This is a genomic window from Acidilutibacter cellobiosedens (assembly GCF_004103715.1).
GTDB lineage: Bacteria > Bacillota > Clostridia > Tissierellales > Acidilutibacteraceae > Acidilutibacter > Acidilutibacter cellobiosedens.
On sequence record NZ_CP035282.1, the window covers coordinates 3415163 to 3431098 of the forward strand.

Annotated in this window: 15 protein-coding genes and 2 riboswitches; of the genes, 4 read left to right on the forward strand and 11 right to left on the reverse strand. The window is 34.4% G+C overall.

Going from position 1 to position 15936, the window contains the following annotated elements; translation table 11 throughout:
- Window positions 1-47 precede the first annotated feature (47 nt).
- Entirely contained in the window at window positions 48-1391 is a 1344-nt protein-coding gene (locus tag EQM13_RS16525) for a putative bifunctional diguanylate cyclase/phosphodiesterase (RefSeq protein WP_071139265.1), read from the reverse strand.
- Between the two features lie 115 nt (window positions 1392-1506).
- Window positions 1507-2178, reverse strand: a complete 672-nt coding sequence (locus EQM13_RS16530; RefSeq protein ID WP_206172736.1) for a TraX family protein — start codon at window positions 2176-2178, stop codon at window positions 1507-1509.
- 299 nt (window positions 2179-2477) lie between these two features.
- On the opposite strand from EQM13_RS16530, the gene EQM13_RS16535 reads away from it, so the two are divergent.
- Complete coding sequence (locus tag EQM13_RS16535) at window positions 2478-3152, forward strand: hydrolase (protein WP_071139267.1); 675 nt, start codon at window positions 2478-2480, stop codon at window positions 3150-3152.
- 11 nt (window positions 3153-3163) lie between these two features.
- On the opposite strand, the gene EQM13_RS16540 is transcribed toward EQM13_RS16535, so the two are convergent.
- Window positions 3164-4054, reverse strand: coding sequence for a DMT family transporter (locus EQM13_RS16540; RefSeq protein ID WP_071139268.1), 891 nt, complete (start codon window positions 4052-4054; stop codon window positions 3164-3166).
- A 146-nt stretch (window positions 4055-4200) separates the two neighbouring features.
- Here EQM13_RS16540 and EQM13_RS16545 point away from each other — a divergent pair, with 146 nt between their 5' ends.
- The 3 genes from EQM13_RS16545 to EQM13_RS16555 are packed head-to-tail and all read left to right on the forward strand — an operon-like array spanning window position 4201 to window position 7360.
- Window positions 4201-5490: an aminotransferase class V-fold PLP-dependent enzyme gene (locus tag EQM13_RS16545; RefSeq protein ID WP_083381789.1), complete on the forward strand. Its 1290-nt coding sequence runs from the start codon at window positions 4201-4203 to the stop codon at window positions 5488-5490.
- Between the two features lie 24 nt (window positions 5491-5514).
- Window positions 5515-5991, forward strand: a complete 477-nt coding sequence (locus EQM13_RS16550) for a DsrE/DsrF/DrsH-like family protein (RefSeq protein WP_071139270.1) — start codon at window positions 5515-5517, stop codon at window positions 5989-5991.
- 46 nt (window positions 5992-6037) lie between these two features.
- Window positions 6038-7360 carry a D-serine ammonia-lyase gene (locus EQM13_RS16555; protein ID WP_128753281.1) on the forward strand — a complete coding sequence of 441 codons (1323 nt, stop codon included), beginning with the start codon at window positions 6038-6040 and terminating at the stop codon, window positions 7358-7360.
- 44 nt (window positions 7361-7404) lie between these two features.
- Here the strand turns inward: EQM13_RS16555 and EQM13_RS16560 are convergent, their stop codons facing one another.
- The 8 genes from EQM13_RS16560 to EQM13_RS16595 all read right to left on the reverse strand — a co-directional run bounded on the left by EQM13_RS16560 (window position 7405) and on the right by EQM13_RS16595 (window position 15926).
- On the reverse strand, window positions 7405-8361 hold the full coding sequence (locus EQM13_RS16560; RefSeq protein ID WP_071139272.1) for an ABC transporter ATP-binding protein: 957 nt from the start codon (window positions 8359-8361) through the stop codon (window positions 7405-7407).
- Window positions 8362-8365: 4 nt separating this feature from the next.
- Window positions 8366-9424 (reverse strand): ABC transporter ATP-binding protein, encoded by a 1059-nt coding sequence (locus EQM13_RS16565; protein WP_114218687.1) that lies wholly within the window; start codon window positions 9422-9424, stop codon window positions 8366-8368.
- A 10-nt stretch (window positions 9425-9434) separates the two neighbouring features.
- On the reverse strand, window positions 9435-10490 hold the full coding sequence (locus EQM13_RS16570) for an ABC transporter permease (RefSeq protein ID WP_128753282.1): 1056 nt from the start codon (window positions 10488-10490) through the stop codon (window positions 9435-9437).
- Window positions 10490-11431, reverse strand: coding sequence for an oligopeptide ABC transporter permease (opp3b, locus tag EQM13_RS16575; protein WP_071139275.1), 942 nt, complete (start codon window positions 11429-11431; stop codon window positions 10490-10492). The genes EQM13_RS16570 and opp3b overlap by 1 nt, the downstream gene beginning before the upstream one ends.
- A gap of 104 nt (window positions 11432-11535) precedes the next feature.
- Window positions 11536-11961 (reverse strand): periplasmic substrate-binding domain-containing protein, encoded by a 426-nt coding sequence (locus tag EQM13_RS16580; RefSeq protein WP_128753283.1) that lies wholly within the window; start codon window positions 11959-11961, stop codon window positions 11536-11538.
- Window positions 11946-13208, reverse strand: a complete 1263-nt coding sequence (locus tag EQM13_RS16585) for a peptide ABC transporter substrate-binding protein (RefSeq protein ID WP_161567292.1) — start codon at window positions 13206-13208, stop codon at window positions 11946-11948. The genes EQM13_RS16580 and EQM13_RS16585 overlap by 16 nt, the downstream gene beginning before the upstream one ends.
- Window positions 13209-13463: 255 nt before the next feature.
- A riboswitch (SAM riboswitch) is annotated at window positions 13464-13581 on the reverse strand.
- Between the two features lie 189 nt (window positions 13582-13770).
- Entirely contained in the window at window positions 13771-14526 is a 756-nt protein-coding gene (locus EQM13_RS16590) for a reverse transcriptase domain-containing protein (protein WP_128753285.1), read from the reverse strand.
- Window positions 14527-15067: 541 nt separating this feature from the next.
- A riboswitch (SAM riboswitch) is annotated at window positions 15068-15184 on the reverse strand.
- 82 nt (window positions 15185-15266) lie between these two features.
- Window positions 15267-15926 carry an ABC-2 transporter permease gene (locus tag EQM13_RS16595; protein ID WP_128753286.1) on the reverse strand — a complete coding sequence of 220 codons (660 nt, stop codon included), beginning with the start codon at window positions 15924-15926 and terminating at the stop codon, window positions 15267-15269.
- Between the last annotated feature and the right edge of the window lie 10 nt (window positions 15927-15936).

Sequence of the window (15936 nt, forward strand, 5' to 3'; positions counted from 1 at the left end):
CGTCTAACATTTGAAGGTGCACTTCATATGTCAAAGGTAGCTATTTTTTATATAATAATTTTTTTATCAAACAAGGTATGCAATTCAGTTATAGGTATAGGCTTACTGAATAGATATCCTTGAACTTTTGTACAGCTGCACTCTTCCAAATATCGAAGCTGGCTTTCTTCTTCTACGCCTTCTACAATGGCATCTAAATTCATCTTTTTAACTAAGGATATAATTGAACTTAAAATAGATTTTTTATAATTAACCTCTTCAATTTTGCTTATAAAAGATTTATCTATTTTTACTCCGTCAATAGGCAAGTTCTCAAGATAATTTAAAGATGAATAACCCGTTCCGAAATCATCAAGAAGAATTCTTATTCCCATATTCTTTAATTCCTTAAGGATATTTAATATATTATCCAGGGAAAGTATAAGAGAACTTTCCGTTATCTCTATATACAAACGAGTGGGATCAAATTTCGTTTCTTCCAAATTCTTCTTTACTACGGAAACAAAATCCTCACCTTCAAACTGTACGGCTGAAACATTCACCGCTATATCCATGGGATATTCTAAATTTTCACAAATCTTTTTCCCATCTTCCATTGCCCGGTTCAATATCCAATTCCCTAAAGGTTTTATCAATCCTGTTTTTTCACAGATAGGAATAAATTCTAACGGCGGCATGAATCCGAAGATCGGGCTGTTCCATCTGACTAATGCTTCCAAAGAAGATATTCTTCCTGTTTTCATATCAACTACCGGCTGATAAAAAAGAACAAATTCCTCATTTTTTATAGCATCTGCAAGGTTTTCTTTAATTTTTAGTTCAAAACTGTCTCCCTCTTTATATGTTTCAGCAGTCGTAAAGCTCTTAGGTCTTGAACTCCAAGAAAAAAGTTTGTCTTCAATTTTTTCTAATTTTTTTAACTTCGTACTGTTCTTATAAATATCTATAATAATAGAACTCATATTATCCAATATACATAGTAATAACCTATCGTTCTCTTTTTCAAACAATGCTTCTTTATGATCAGCATAACAAAAATAGTTTTCTTTTCCCTTAAGCTGAGCTCTTATTTCCTTCTTTAAATCCTTTACATCAAAAATTCCTGATATAAGAGTGGCAAAATGTTTGTAATTTTCAAATAGAGGCAAAACTATTATTGCGTCTTCTTTGTTCTTAAACAAGATACTTACATTTTTTTCTTTTTCCTCATTTATTTTATTCAGATTAAATAAAAGGGCCTTTTTATAATCTTCGATTACACCTGATCTAACTAATATATTCCCAGATTCATCTACCAATAAAAAAGATTTTTTAAATATATTGCTGTAACAATTGAACAAATCATCTAAATTTTTAAAAGGGATTATATACTCCAGCTCATCTTTTGTCACACCTTCACCCCCGGGCATTTAAACATAAAAATTTTTATCCCTTATATATTTCGACAAACATGCTTTATTTCTTTTTATATTTACAAAATATTATTTAGAATATCTTTTATCTATCTTATTTTAAATAACTTATCAATGCCAGCACTCCTAAATGTACCGGGTAAAATGAATAAAACACATATTTCAAACTATATCCCTTTTCTCCATTATAATAATTTATAAAGATCAAGGAAATTAAACATAATCCCTGTATAAGCTGATATCCAATCATTGAAGGTGTCATCTTCCCGCCTCTTAAAAACATCACTAAAATAGGAATCCCTAAATAAAGAAGGTTTAACCAGACCTGGCTGACAGCCATCCTTTTAAAATTATCGTGGAACTTATAAAACAAAAAAATCATGATTATTCCGTATATATTATAATCAGTATTTAAAAAATAAGCCAACATTCCTACTCCAAATACTACCCAGTAATTTTTGGTCTGATCATATTTGTAAATAGCATACAGTCCTAAAAATAAAGTGAAAAAAACATTCAAATAAAATCCTTCTCTGAAAGCAAAATAAAACGGAATCTGAGAAATAAGTGCAAATATAAAAAGCCTCAACATGTATTTTTTCACATCTTTCGTCTTAAAATAGCCTTCTGAAATGAGATAAGCAAATATAGGAAAAGCTAATCTTCCTATCATCCTAAGCCATATCATATCGGGAAAAAGCACTGCCCCTATGTGATCAATAAGCATAGTTATAATAGCAATAATTTTTAAATAAAATGAATTCAATTCATCACCCCTTACATTTATAAATTAAAATAAACCGTCTGTTTGTTATATCCTCATAATCATATAATATTATATTCCTTTGAAAATTTCAATTCGATTATGCTATTTCAGCACAAATCAAGAAAGCCATTTTCAAAACTCATTTTATATTGAAAGTAATTAAGATGAAATAGGATATTCCTATGAACTTAATAAAATTTCAGAAGAATAATTTATCTATAAATAAGTTTATTTAAATATAATTTAGGGTATTTATAATTAGATAAACTTACTTATTCATTTAGATGGGAGGTATAGAAATGGAAAAATTCATCCCAGAAGTAAAATCAAAACTTAGAAGTAAAATCATTGAAGTTCCTCCGGTAATATACAAGGCAAGTGGAATTAAAGTATTAGGCACCAGAATAAAGTCTCTTTTATTCTCAACAGATATTGCTATAATCAAAAATACCAATGCTAATTCCATAATAGCAGTATATCCATTTACTCCTCAGCTTTCTATCACTCAGGCATTATTAGAGGTTGCTCCGGTACCTGTGTTCGTAGGTGTAGGAGGTGGAATTACCACAGGAAAAAGATCCATTGCTATAGCATGGCAGGCAGAGCTGATGGGTGCCTATGGTGTAGTAGTAAATGCTCCTACAAGTATTGAAGTAATAAGTGCGATGTTCAATACAATAGATATCCCAATAATATGTACCATAGTATCGGAATATGATGATTATAAAAGAAAAATTGAAGCCGGAGCAAGAATATTAAATGTTTCCGGCGGTGCTGAAACAGCTAAAATTGTTAAAAAGATCAGAAATGACTATTCAAGAGAACTCCCCATAATTGCTACGGGAGGTCCGACGGAAGAATCGATTTTAGAAACCATAGAAGCCGGAGCCAATGCAATTACCTATACTCCACCATCCTGTGGCGAAATATTCGCGGAAATAATGGCAAATTATCGTAAAAATACAGAAAAATAGTGGCAATGCCACTATTTTTCCGCAATTTCTTTTCTCAAGAAACTCCATTTAGTTTCCGTTGTAATAACGGAAATCAATATTAATAAACATCCTATAAAAAGTCTTACAGAAAGTGCTTCCTTTAAAAATATAATGGAGAATATATTTCCGAATACCGATTCCATACTAAGTATAATAGCGGCATGAGTAGAAGACGTATATTTCTGAGCCACATTTTGAATCAAAAAACCTATTAATGTACTAAATAATGCTAAATAAACTATCGGAAAAATCATTTCTCCTGTAACCGACGAAACCTTCGGCTCAAAAATTAATGCAAAAATTAAAGATAAAATTGCCGTAACTGAAAATTGAAATATTGTAAGAAGTATAGGGTCATGTTTTTTAGAATAATATCCTACCGATACAATATGGCAGGCATAAAAAAAACCACCTATCAGTGTAAGCAAATCTCCCAAGCCCATAGTTAAATTCGCATCGAGACTCAGTACCCCTATGCCTACAAAGCATAATATTGCTCCTATAACTTCATAAATATTAGGTTTCTTTCTGCTTGTCAGCCAGTACAAAAATGGAACTATTACCACATTGCTTGCAGTAATGAAAGCATTTTTTCCTGCCGTAGTATATTCAATTCCGACAGTTTGAGCCAAAAAAGCCAAAAAAAGAAATATTCCTATTATAAATCCTGCCGTTAAATCATCCCTCTTAGTTTTTTTAACTTTCTTGAAAAAAATTAAAATTAATAAAGCAGAGGCAATTATAAATCTAAAAGCAAGCATATACAAAGGAGTTATATGATCCAATACATTTTTGGTTACTACAAAACTGCTTCCCCAGATTAGTGCTACAACTATCATTGAAATATCCGCATACAAACTTTTTTTATTAACTTTCTCCATATATTTTCCTCCAAGTAAACCTTATATATATTATTTTATCATAAATATTCAATATTTCTATACATATACAGAAATAATTTTACTCTATCCTTATCACAATTAATATTATATTAAATATAATATTACAGAGAAAAGAAGGTGATATTGTGTATAGAAATTTGGTTCATGGGCTAAATGTAAAAATTCCTTTAAATAATGACATCTATACTACTCCCATCAATTTTGACAATGCCGCCACTACTCCCCCTTTCCGTTCTGTGATGAAAGAAATCAATAGCTTTTCTCCTTGGTATTCTTCAATTCATCGAGGTACGGGATACAAATCCGAAATTTCTTCTGAATATTATGATCAAGCAAGAAATGATGTGCTGAATTTTGTTAATGGGGATAAGGATAATGATACAGTTATATTTTTAAAAAATACTACTGAATGTATAAACAAATTATCTTATAGAATTAAGGAAGAAATAGAAGGCGGAATAGTCTTAACAACACGTATGGAACATCATTCAAATCTTCTCCCTTGGAGGTTAAAATACCCTACCGAATATGTAGAAACAGATAAATGCGGAAGACTCTCCATATATGATTTAAATGAAAAGCTCAAAAGATACAGGGGCAAAATAAAATTAATGGCAATAACGGGAGCATCTAATGTCACAGGGTATACAAATCCTATCCATGAAATTGCAAGATTAGTACATGATCAAGGAGGAAAAATATTGGTTGACGGAGCACAGCTTGTGCCTCATCACCCTATAGACATGAAAAGTTCTGATTCCTTAGAACACATTGACTATCTGACCTTTTCTGCCCACAAAATGTATGCTCCTTTTGGAACAGGAGTACTTATTGGTCCGAAAAAATTGTTTGAAAAAGGCAGTCCGGAATACCCCGGGGGAGGAACAATTTCTTTTGTATCAGATGATTCTGTATTCTGGACAGAGCCTCCAGAAAAAGAAGAAGCAGGCACTCCAAATGTAATGGGAGCAGTAGCCTTGTCAAACAGTATAAAAACCCTTGAATCTTTAGGAATGGAGAATATCGATAATTATGAATTAAACCTTACTTACTACTGTATTACGAAAATGAAAAATATTCCTCATATAATCCTTTATTGTGACTTAGATTTTAATAATAAAATTTCCATAATACCATTTAACATAGAAGGAATACCTCATGAAATCCTTGCGAGAATTTTATCGGAAGAAAGGGGAATATCAGTAAGAAACGGCTGCTTTTGTGCTCAACCTTATGTGCAAAGACTTCTTAATATTTTACCGAATTCCTATATTTCCCGACCTGGAATAGTAAGAATAAGTTTTGGGTTATACAATACTTATGAAGAAGTAGATATTCTTATAGATTTTTTAACTGAAATAAGTTCTAATATACAATACTACAAGGGCAAGTATAAAAACCTCCTTTATTACTAAAAATAGTAAAAAGGAGGCTTTTTTATGAACAAAAAAATGAATATCCTTATGTTCAGCGGTGAATATGATAAGGCATTAGCAGCTCTTATTCTTGCCAACTCAGGAAAACAAATGGGAATAGATGTAACCATGTTTTTTACATTCTGGGGGTTATGCCTTGTCAGAGATCCTAAAAAAATAAGCGATGAAGATAAAAGTGCCTATGAAAAGATGTTTGCCAATCTTACTCCCAAAGGAATAGAAGAATCTCCTTTATCAAAGATGAATTTTGCCGGAGTGGGGAAAAAAATGTTGTTGGAGATGATGGAAGAAAATGATACACCTTCTATCGTCGATTTTTTAAATGGAGCCATAAAAAAGGGTGTCAAACTATACGGTTGTAAACTTTCCTTAGAGATAATGGGCTTTAAGGAAGATGAACTCTTGAAGGAGGTAAAAATAATCACTGCCGAAGAATATTTAAAAAATGCTTTGGAATCCGATATACAATTATTTATATAATTTTTGTGGTATTATATAATTATATAGATAAGAAAGGGTGGTAGTGATGGAAAACAGTATTGAGATTCCAAAGGAATACCTGGAAACCGTTAAAAATATAAAAACTCTTAAGAAGGTACTTTGGATCAATTCTCATAAAAAAAATTTCAGTGAGATATCAGATGCTTTAGAGATAAAAGAGGAAGAAATAAAAGATGCGGAAGAAAGATTAAAAAGGTTTGCTCCTTATTTAATTAAGGCATTTCCGGAAACTAAATCAACTAATGGAATCATTGAATCCCCATTAATTGAGATCCCTAAAATGAAAAGCAGAGCGGAAGAGGATATAAAAGAAAAAATATACGGAAAATTGTATATAAAATGTGACAACCAGCTTCCCATCGCAGGTTCCATAAAAGCAAGGGGCGGGATATACGAAGTACTTAAAAGGGCAGAAGATTTGGCATTAAAAAACGGGTTAATAAAAAAAGATGATGACTATTCCAAATTCTATAGCGATGAATTCAAAAATTTCTTTTCCGACTACACCATACAGGTGGGAAGTACGGGAAATCTAGGCCTAAGTATAGGCATAATGAGTGCTCAATTAGGATTTAAGGTAAAAGTTCATATGTCTGCCGATGCAAAACAATGGAAAAAAGAATTATTGAGAAGCAAAGGAGTAAATGTAGTGGAATATTCTTCCGACTATTCAAAAGCCGTAGAAGAAGGAAGAAAACTTTCTAATGAAGATCCCAAAAGCATGTTCATCGATGATGAAAATTCTAAGGACCTTTTCTTAGGATATGCTGTAGGAGCCTTCAGACTAAGAGAACAACTAAAAAAGATGAATATTCCAGTGGATAGAGATCACCCTTTATTTGTATATCTCCCTTGCGGCGTAGGCGGGGGCCCGGGAGGAATAGCTTACGGATTAAAGCTCATATACAAGGACAATGCTCATCTCTTCTTTGCAGAACCAACCCATTCTCCGGCGATGCTTTTAGGACTTATTACCGGACTTCATAACCAAATCTCCGTTAAAGATTTCGGATTGGATAATAAAACGGAAGCCGATGGATTAGCTGTAGGGAGACCTTCAGGTCTTGTAGGGAAGATAATGGATCCCATATTAGACGGTGAGTTTACCGTTGAAGACAACCAATTATATAGATTTTTGGCAGCATTAGCAGAAGAAGAAAAAATATATCTGGAACCTTCTGCTCTGGCCGGATTCCCGGGACCTGCTCTTATATCAAAAGAATATGGAGAAGAATATCTGAAAAATTCTACTCATATATGTTGGGCAACGGGAGGAAGCCTTGTTCCGGATAATATAATGAAGGGATACTATGAAAAAGGGAAGTTGCTTAACAACAGAAGAAAATAACCATAGGAAGTCGTCAAAACATTTAGTTTTGGCGACTCTTCCAACTATCCCTCTTTAGTTGAATCAGATAACAACAGTTGGTATTTTTTTTGATAAGCAGGGATATCAGCAATATCACAATAGACATAATGCCCGGGAATTATTTCACGAAGTTGGCTCGTTTCTGTTTGTACCAAATTGTTAAAAACAATACGATTTCGTTGCCGTTCATAATCCGGATCCGGCAGCGGTATAGCCGACAGAAGGCTTTCCGTATACGGATGCAATGGAAATTGATAGATCTCCTTTGCATTTCCAAGCTCTACAAGTTTACCTTGATACATAACACCTATACGATTACTGATATATTTTACCATAGATAAATCATGAGCTATAAACAAATAAGTCAAGTGTTTTTCTTTCTGCAATTTTTTCAGCAGATTTACGATTTGTGCCTGTATTGATACATCCAAAGCCGATATAGGTTCGTCACATATAATAAATTTAGGCCGTACCGATAATGCTCTGGCAATTCCTATTCTCTGTCGTTGTCCTCCCGACAATTCATGAGGATATCTATTTGCATGATCAGAATTTAAGCCAACAGTCATAAGTAATTCATTGACTTGTTCATCGCAGTCATCTTTATTCTTTGATAATCCATGGACTTTAATTCCTTCAGCAATAATATCCCTTACCTTTTTTCGTGGATTGAGAGATGCGTAAGGGTCCTGATATATCATTTGTACATCACGTCGAAACTGAAGCCAATCTTTCTTGCTATGGATTGTAGAAAGATCAACACCGTTAAAATAAATCTTACCGGAGGTCGGTCTATATAATTGTATAATAGTTCTGCCTGTTGTTGATTTTCCACACCCTGATTCCCCGACTAAACCAAAAGTCTCACCTTCAAATATATTAAAACTAATATTATCCACTGCTTTTACAATATTATTACCATTGGACCTGAAATACTCTTTCAATTTTTCAACTCGTAAAATTTCATTGTTAGTATTCATTTTGTTAACCCCTCTTATCTTTAAAACTTTGTTTTTTAAATTTAAAATACTGCTGACGAGCTACAATAGATTGAGGAATCTTTATTTCAGGAGCCCGTGAATCCAAAAGCCATGTTGAAGCATAATGAGTTTGAGATATTTTAAACATCGGCGGTTCATAATACGCATCAACGGTTAAAGCATACTGATTTCGCTGCGCAAAAATATCTCCCTGAGGAGGATCCAACAGATCTGGCGGACTTCCAGGAATAGCATACAAGCTATCCTCCTCGTTATCCAATGTCGGCATTGAACGCAGCAATCCCCAAGTATACGGATGTTGAGGATTATAAAATATTTCATCAACAGTTCCTATTTCCACAATCTTACCTCCATACATTACGGCAACTCTGTCTGCAATATTAGCAACTACCCCTAAATCATGAGTAACAAATATTATTGAAGTCGCTACTTTCTTTTGAATACTCTTCATCAAGTCTAAAATCTCAGCCTGAATAGTCACATCCAGAGCAGTGGTCGGTTCATCTGCAATTAATATCTTAGGATTGCAAGCTAATGCGATAGCAATTACAATACGTTGTCGTTGCCCTCCGGAGAACTGATGAGGATAATATTTTAAACGCTTTTCGGGTTCAGGAATATCTACTAACCGAAACAATTCCAATGCTTTTTTCATAGCTTCCGATTTACTCAATTTTTGATGTAAAATAACAGGCTCTGCTACCTGTTTACCAACAGTCATAGTTGGATTTAAAGAAGTCATCGGGTCTTGAAAAACCATTGCTATTTCTTTTCCGCGAATATTCTGCATCTCTTTATTGGTCTTTGATAATAAATCCTTTCCGTCAAAAATTATTTGCCCGCAATCAATACTGCCATTTTTTGAAAGCAATCCCATAATGCTTCTGCATGTCACGGATTTTCCCGAACCGGATTCTCCCACAAGAGCCAAAGTTTCTCCTTTATTCAATGTTAAAGATACCCCTCTTACGGCTTGTACTTTCCCTGCATATGTTTGAAACGAAACATGCAAATTATTAATTTCTAATATTTTTTCACTCATCTTAACCCTCCTAATCTTTCATCCTCGGATCAAATGCATCACGGAGCCCATCCGCCAACAAATTAAATGTAATCATGATTATGCAAATAGCAGCAGCAGGAAACCACATAAGATGAGGCAAAAATCTAAATGTCTTATATCCTTCATTTAGCAATGTTCCCAATGATGCATTGGGAGCACGCATTCCAACCCCAATAAAGCTCAGAAAAGCCTCAAAAAAAATTGCACTGGGAATAGTAAACATTGTCTGAACTATAATAATGCCACTCAAATTCGGCAAAATATGACTGACTGCAATATTTAAATATGATTCCCCAAGGGTCCTGGCAGCAAGCACAAACTCCTGATCTTTTAATTTCAATGTTTCGGCACGGACAACTCGAGCCATTGTAATCCAGCCTGTTAAACCCATGGCAACAATAATGGAAGTCACTCCCGGTCTAATAAATAAAAGCATCAGTATCACCACGACCAACGTGGGAATTCCGGAGATTATTTCCAAAATACGCTGCATGATTATATCCACACTATCACCTTTCCATCCCGAAACCAATCCATATGTTATTCCTATTAACAAATCAAAAAAAGCCGCAGCTAAAGCGATAAGCAATGAAATCCGTGTTCCTGCCAATACCCGGGATAATAAATCTCTGCCAAAAGCATCTGTTCCGAAATAATAATTGACATCATGAGGAACATGGGCAAGTTCATATTTATCAACCCATTCTCCCGATATCTTGGCCTTCCCGTTAAACCCGTTAATATTAACGTGAGGAATACGGGGAGGTAAATTAGCATGAGGAACATTTTGTAAATTGGGATCATGAGGGGTATACCATATAGAAACAATTTCAATTGATATAATCAGCAATAAAATAACCATTGAAACCACAGCCGCTTTATTTTTTCTCAGACGTCGCCATCCGTCCTGATAAAACGACAAGGATGGTGCAGCTATACGCTCATTGTCAAAGTGATAAGTTTCATCTAACGGCGTAAAATATGATGACGGAATTTCGGAATATAAATTTTTATTTTCATCTTTTTTATCTATTAGTTCATCCATTAGTATTCTCCCCCTCCTACTCTGATTCGAGGATCAACAATTCCATACAGAATATCCACCAATAAAATTATAGTAACAAGCAATGTGGAATAAAGCATGGTTACCGCCATAATTGTAGAATAATCATTGGTCATAATGGACTTAACAAACTGTTCTCCGATGCCCGGAATAGCAAAAATATTTTCAACTACCAACGACCCGGTCATCAAACTTACAGACATAGGTCCCAATATTGTAATCAATGGAATTAAGGCATTTCTTAACCCATGTTTGAAGGCAACTCTCCATTCACTCATCCCTTTCGCCCTTGCCAACTCAATATAATCACTATTCAATACTTCAATCATTTCAGTACGAATAAAACGAGCAGAATCTGCCATCGGTGAAATGGACAAAGCAACAGTCGGCAGAACCGTTGATAAAAATCCTTCGTTCCATAAAGCAATGGGAAACCACTTTAAATATACGGCAAACAAAAGCTGCAGAAGAACCGCAAATACAAAATTGGGAACAGATCGTCCGATAATAGCCGACAAAGATGCAATCCCATCTATAAAGCTGTTTTGAAACATAGCTGCAACCGTCCCTAAAATAATTCCTACGGTAGTTCCCAAAATCATGGCTTGTGCCCCTAATTGAAGTGACGGACCAATGCGTTTAGCCAATATGGACTTGACCGGTTGGTCGCCAAACTGTAGCGAAATGCCAAAATCTCCTCGAACCGCACCGGACATATAAATTATATAACGTTTCACCAAAGGTTTATTTAATCCATATCTTTTATTCATAATTTCCCGTTGCTTATTTGTTAACTTTGCTTCATTGTTATAGGGAGTTCCCGGCAAAAAATTCATCAGCAAAAACGTACACGAACTAATAAGAAAAAGTGTTATCAGCATATAAACTACCCTTTTTAAAATAAATCTGAAAAAATTACTCATATTTATCTGCACCTTTCTTTTTGTTGTTATTTCATATTTCTAAAGTTAGGTAAAGTCTATTTTTAAAATAGACTTTACCTGATAATCTAAAATTAATTGGTATATTATTTAACAATATAAGCATGGGTAATCTCTAATGGAGTACCTAAGTTGTGAGTAACGATTCCTTTAACCTTTGGGTTTATCAAATAACTTGACGCTCCCTGGTATAAAGGAGCAACAACTGCCTTACTCAAAATATATTTCTGTGCCTCCTGCAAATCCTTCCATCTTTTTTGAGGATCTGTTGAATCATCAGTTTTAATCTTTGTAATTAGCGCGTCATATTTGGAGTCTTTATACTGCCCGTGATTATGTTCATATGTTGAGAAAAACAGATTCAAGTAACTAACCGGATCAAAATCTCCGGTCCAACCGCCGAGAGCCAAATCAAAATTATAAGCCATCATCTTTTCAAAACGAACTTTTGCGGGAACATTGCTCAAATTAATAGTCAGTCCCGATAAATTAGTCTCTAATTGACTTTGCAAATATTCCCCGTTCTTTTGGCTCCTTCCGTATCACTGGTGATTAACGTCAATTCAACTTTTTCCACTCCCAATTCGCTTTTAGCCTTTTCCCACAGTTTTTTCGCTTCCTCAACATCCGTTTTTACCAAGACACCTGCTTCATCCGAAAAATCCTTCCCTGTATCTGGATTCGTCGCAATTCCTTTAGGAATAATTCCCGTTAAAGGTCTTGAGCCATCGACAAGTATGTTGTTTACCAACTCATCTCTATTGATTGCCAGTGAAATTGCCTTTCTGAAATTTTCATTTTGCAGAGTGGGGCTTGAACTTATGCCAAATTCAAGATTAGAATCTGTCAGAGTAAGTACCGAAAGAAAGTCATCATTATTTATATACTGACTGATATAATCTCCAGATAAAGATGTAGCGTCAATAGCTCCTGATTCGTACAGATTAATTCCAGTTCCCGTTTCTTTAACAACCTGAATATTGATTTTATTAAGTTTTATATTATCCTTATCCCAATAATTTTCATTCCTTTGATAATTCCATGTAAGACCTGTACCATCCCAGTCTTTCAGGACAAAGGGGCCATTTCCTAAAGTATTTTCACTTGTTGTTCCGTATGCTTCCCCCTTAGATGTTGCAAATGCTTCATTCTGAGGAAATAAATTTACAGATGATAATGAAGATGTAAAATACGTATCCGGATATTCAAGGGTTACTTTGAGTTCCGTATCACTGACGGCTTCAACTCCTAATTCCGAAGGATCTTTTGTCCCTTCATTAATTGCTTTGGCATTCTTTATGTTGAAAAATGTACTTGCGCTTTGGGCCGCCGTTTCCGGTGCAAATAACCGTCTCCATGCAAAAACATAGTCTTTAGCGGTCAATGGATCTCCGTTTGCCCATTTCAAATTATCCTTAAGTTTAATAGTGTACACCAAACCGTCTTCACTGATTTGAGGATCCCCTTCTGCCTCTACTGGAACGGTTTTATTATCTCCGTCAATTTTATATAAACCTTCTGCAAATATTTCAATTTGGGAAGAACTCAATGTATCATAAGATTTAACAGAATCTGCAGTAGGCAATTCACTTGAAATAACCCAGTTCAATTCTTGCTTGTCAGCCAATTTTTCAGCAGAATCAGAAGATTTTTCACCGGATTCGGGTACACTTTCTTCCTTTGAAGTTTCTTTTGAGCAACCTGCAAACATTAAAGCCAATACCAATATCAATAAAATTAATCTTATTCTATTTTTCATGCTTATCTCTCCTTTTATTATTAAATTACTGTGAATAATTTTTCTTATAATATCGTTACAACATATTTTTATCATCCCCTTTATTAACACGAAAGCACACCTATAAGTCATAGGAAAACTTAATGTAAACTTAACCTTAAATAGGTTTTCAAAAAAGGCCGCTTCAATTTATTAGTACTTCAATAAAAGCCTTTTTCACAATTAAAAACCTACTTTCTTAATAAGAAAGCAGGTTAATAATCTAACTGGCATGCTTTCTTATCTCTCAAACCATCATGGTTTGCAGGATTTGGCACCTTTAAATAATATACTTTCATATTATTCAGGCTGCCGGGCTTCATCGGGCCAGTCCCTCTGCCTCTCTCGATAAGAATCAAAATTAACTTTTCATAACCCATAGGAAAATCCTATTTTACCTTAACGTAAACTTAACCTTAAATTAGTTTCAAAAAAGGCCGCTTCAATTTATTAGTACTTCAATAGAAGCCTTTTTCACAAATCGAGTAGGGCAAAATAAATTGCCCTCTCACACCACCGTACATACGGTTCCGTATATGGCGGTTCAATTAAATCTAACATTACGCCTGTGCTCATAGTAATCTAATGGACTGATTAATCCTCTTTGGGTTAATATAGCCTTAGAAATTGCTCTTGATACACAAGTTTTTGTTGCTACAAAATAGTACCTGTCTCCGCAATATGAGGTTAATCTTGCTAGGTCCTTGTTAACTCCTAACTTTTGTAATCCCCATTGCCTTTTTGATGGCCGATATTCACCTTTGTCCATTATTCCTGCTTGAAGAAACTTTCGGATTAATGACTCAGTGTCAGGATCATTTATGATATTGTGTACCAAACTCATCAGTTTGTCTTGCGGAACAGTATCAAAAAATTTTTCCAGGTCAATATCTACTACCCATAGATACCCATCGTTAAAATATTCCAGTAGTTTTACTACCGCCATTTCACAGTTCCTGCCTGGTCTATATCCATAACTGGTTCCTGAGAATTCTTTTTCTGCAATAGGACTTAAGACTTGCACTATTGCCTGTTGTATTATCCTATCCATGGCTGTAGGTATTCCTAACTTTCTGGTACCTCCATTAGGTTTTGGAATTTCTACTCTTAAAACTGGTTGTGGTCTGTAACTTCTTTCCTCTATCTCGACTTTAATTCTTTGCCAATTTTCTCTAATATATCCGTCAATTTCATTGATAGTTATTCCATCAACTCCACTTGCGCCTTTGTTTGAACATACACTTCTAAAGGCTTGATACATATTTTGTCTGTCCAGAATTTTGTCCAGTAAAGTTGTCATAATGTGCATTCTACTCCCTTTTCGCTAGCTTGGAAATCGCCTTAATTTATTGACCTTGGATTCCTTTTACGTTTTCACCTGTATCAATCAGACTATCCACGCTACATCCATTTTGTATTGTGCTTTTTAATTGTTTAGTCCTTCGCCAAAACTTATTTAGCTACTATGACCTCTGCTGACTTCTCATGATTCGTTGTTACTACTGTATCGCTCGTGAGACCTCACGGGTTAATCCATATATCTTTCCTCGTTTACTTGCAGAATTTACGCTTTAGGGTTACGGTTACCTTTTTGGACTTTATTGTCTTAAGCCAACTTATCCGCCTTTCACGCCTTATATTCTGTTTCTGTTCGTCAAGCCACGATTTCGCTATTGCTTCCTCTCTCCCACACCTCACGATGTGAAACTTGCAAGTCGCTATCGGGTTCGTTGGTAACTACGCCCCTTTGGACTTTCACCTTAGATATATGACATGCCCGTCAAACTTAAAAAACCTACTTTCTTAATAAGAAAGTAGGTTAATAATCTAACTGGCATACTTTCTTATCTCTCAAACCATCATGGTTTGCAGGATTTGGCACCTTTAAATAATATATTCTATATTATTCAGGCTGCCGGGCTTCATCGGGCCAGTCCCTCTGCCTCTCTCGATAAGAATTGTTTGTAAAACATATAAACTTGATTTTTTATATTGTGTTTAGTATACATTGGAATTAATAAAATGTCAAGCAAAATTACTTCAAAATTCTCTTTTTAAATATAATTTTTTAGATATAGTTAAAGATATGATATATACTATTACTGAAACAGCCAGAAATATAAACATGCCCTCATTTGGATCAATTTCGGATATATTCTTTAAAATCGCCGTTCCTTGAAATTTTTTTCCTAACTTTGTTACTATAGACGGCAATATAAATATGAAAACCCATAAAATCATATTAAATGTCCTCATCCCTTCTCCCATTTTAAAATAAAATGGATAATATAAAGAATAAAACATGAGAATAATAATTATTGAGATAGATATATCCCACAAAGCCATGGGCTCTCCTTGAACCCCCGCTACAAATAATTTTATTAAATTAGTAAAAATATACATAATTATCCCGTTAAAAACCGCAAAGATCAGCGAAGATGCGTATTTACTTTTAACAATATCAACTCTGTCGATAGGTAAACTGTTTAAAATAGCTTCTGTACTGTTTCTGCCGTCATATCCGTTGACATATATGATTACAGCAAAAGTAATCATACAGATGGACATAATATACAATACATGGACTGCTACACTTATAGGCTGTGTCAATCCCATAGCCGCCAAAAATAAGACATATATAACGGCAAATATATTAACATTACGAGAAAGCCTTAAATCTTTAATTATCAGATTAATCATATAATCACCC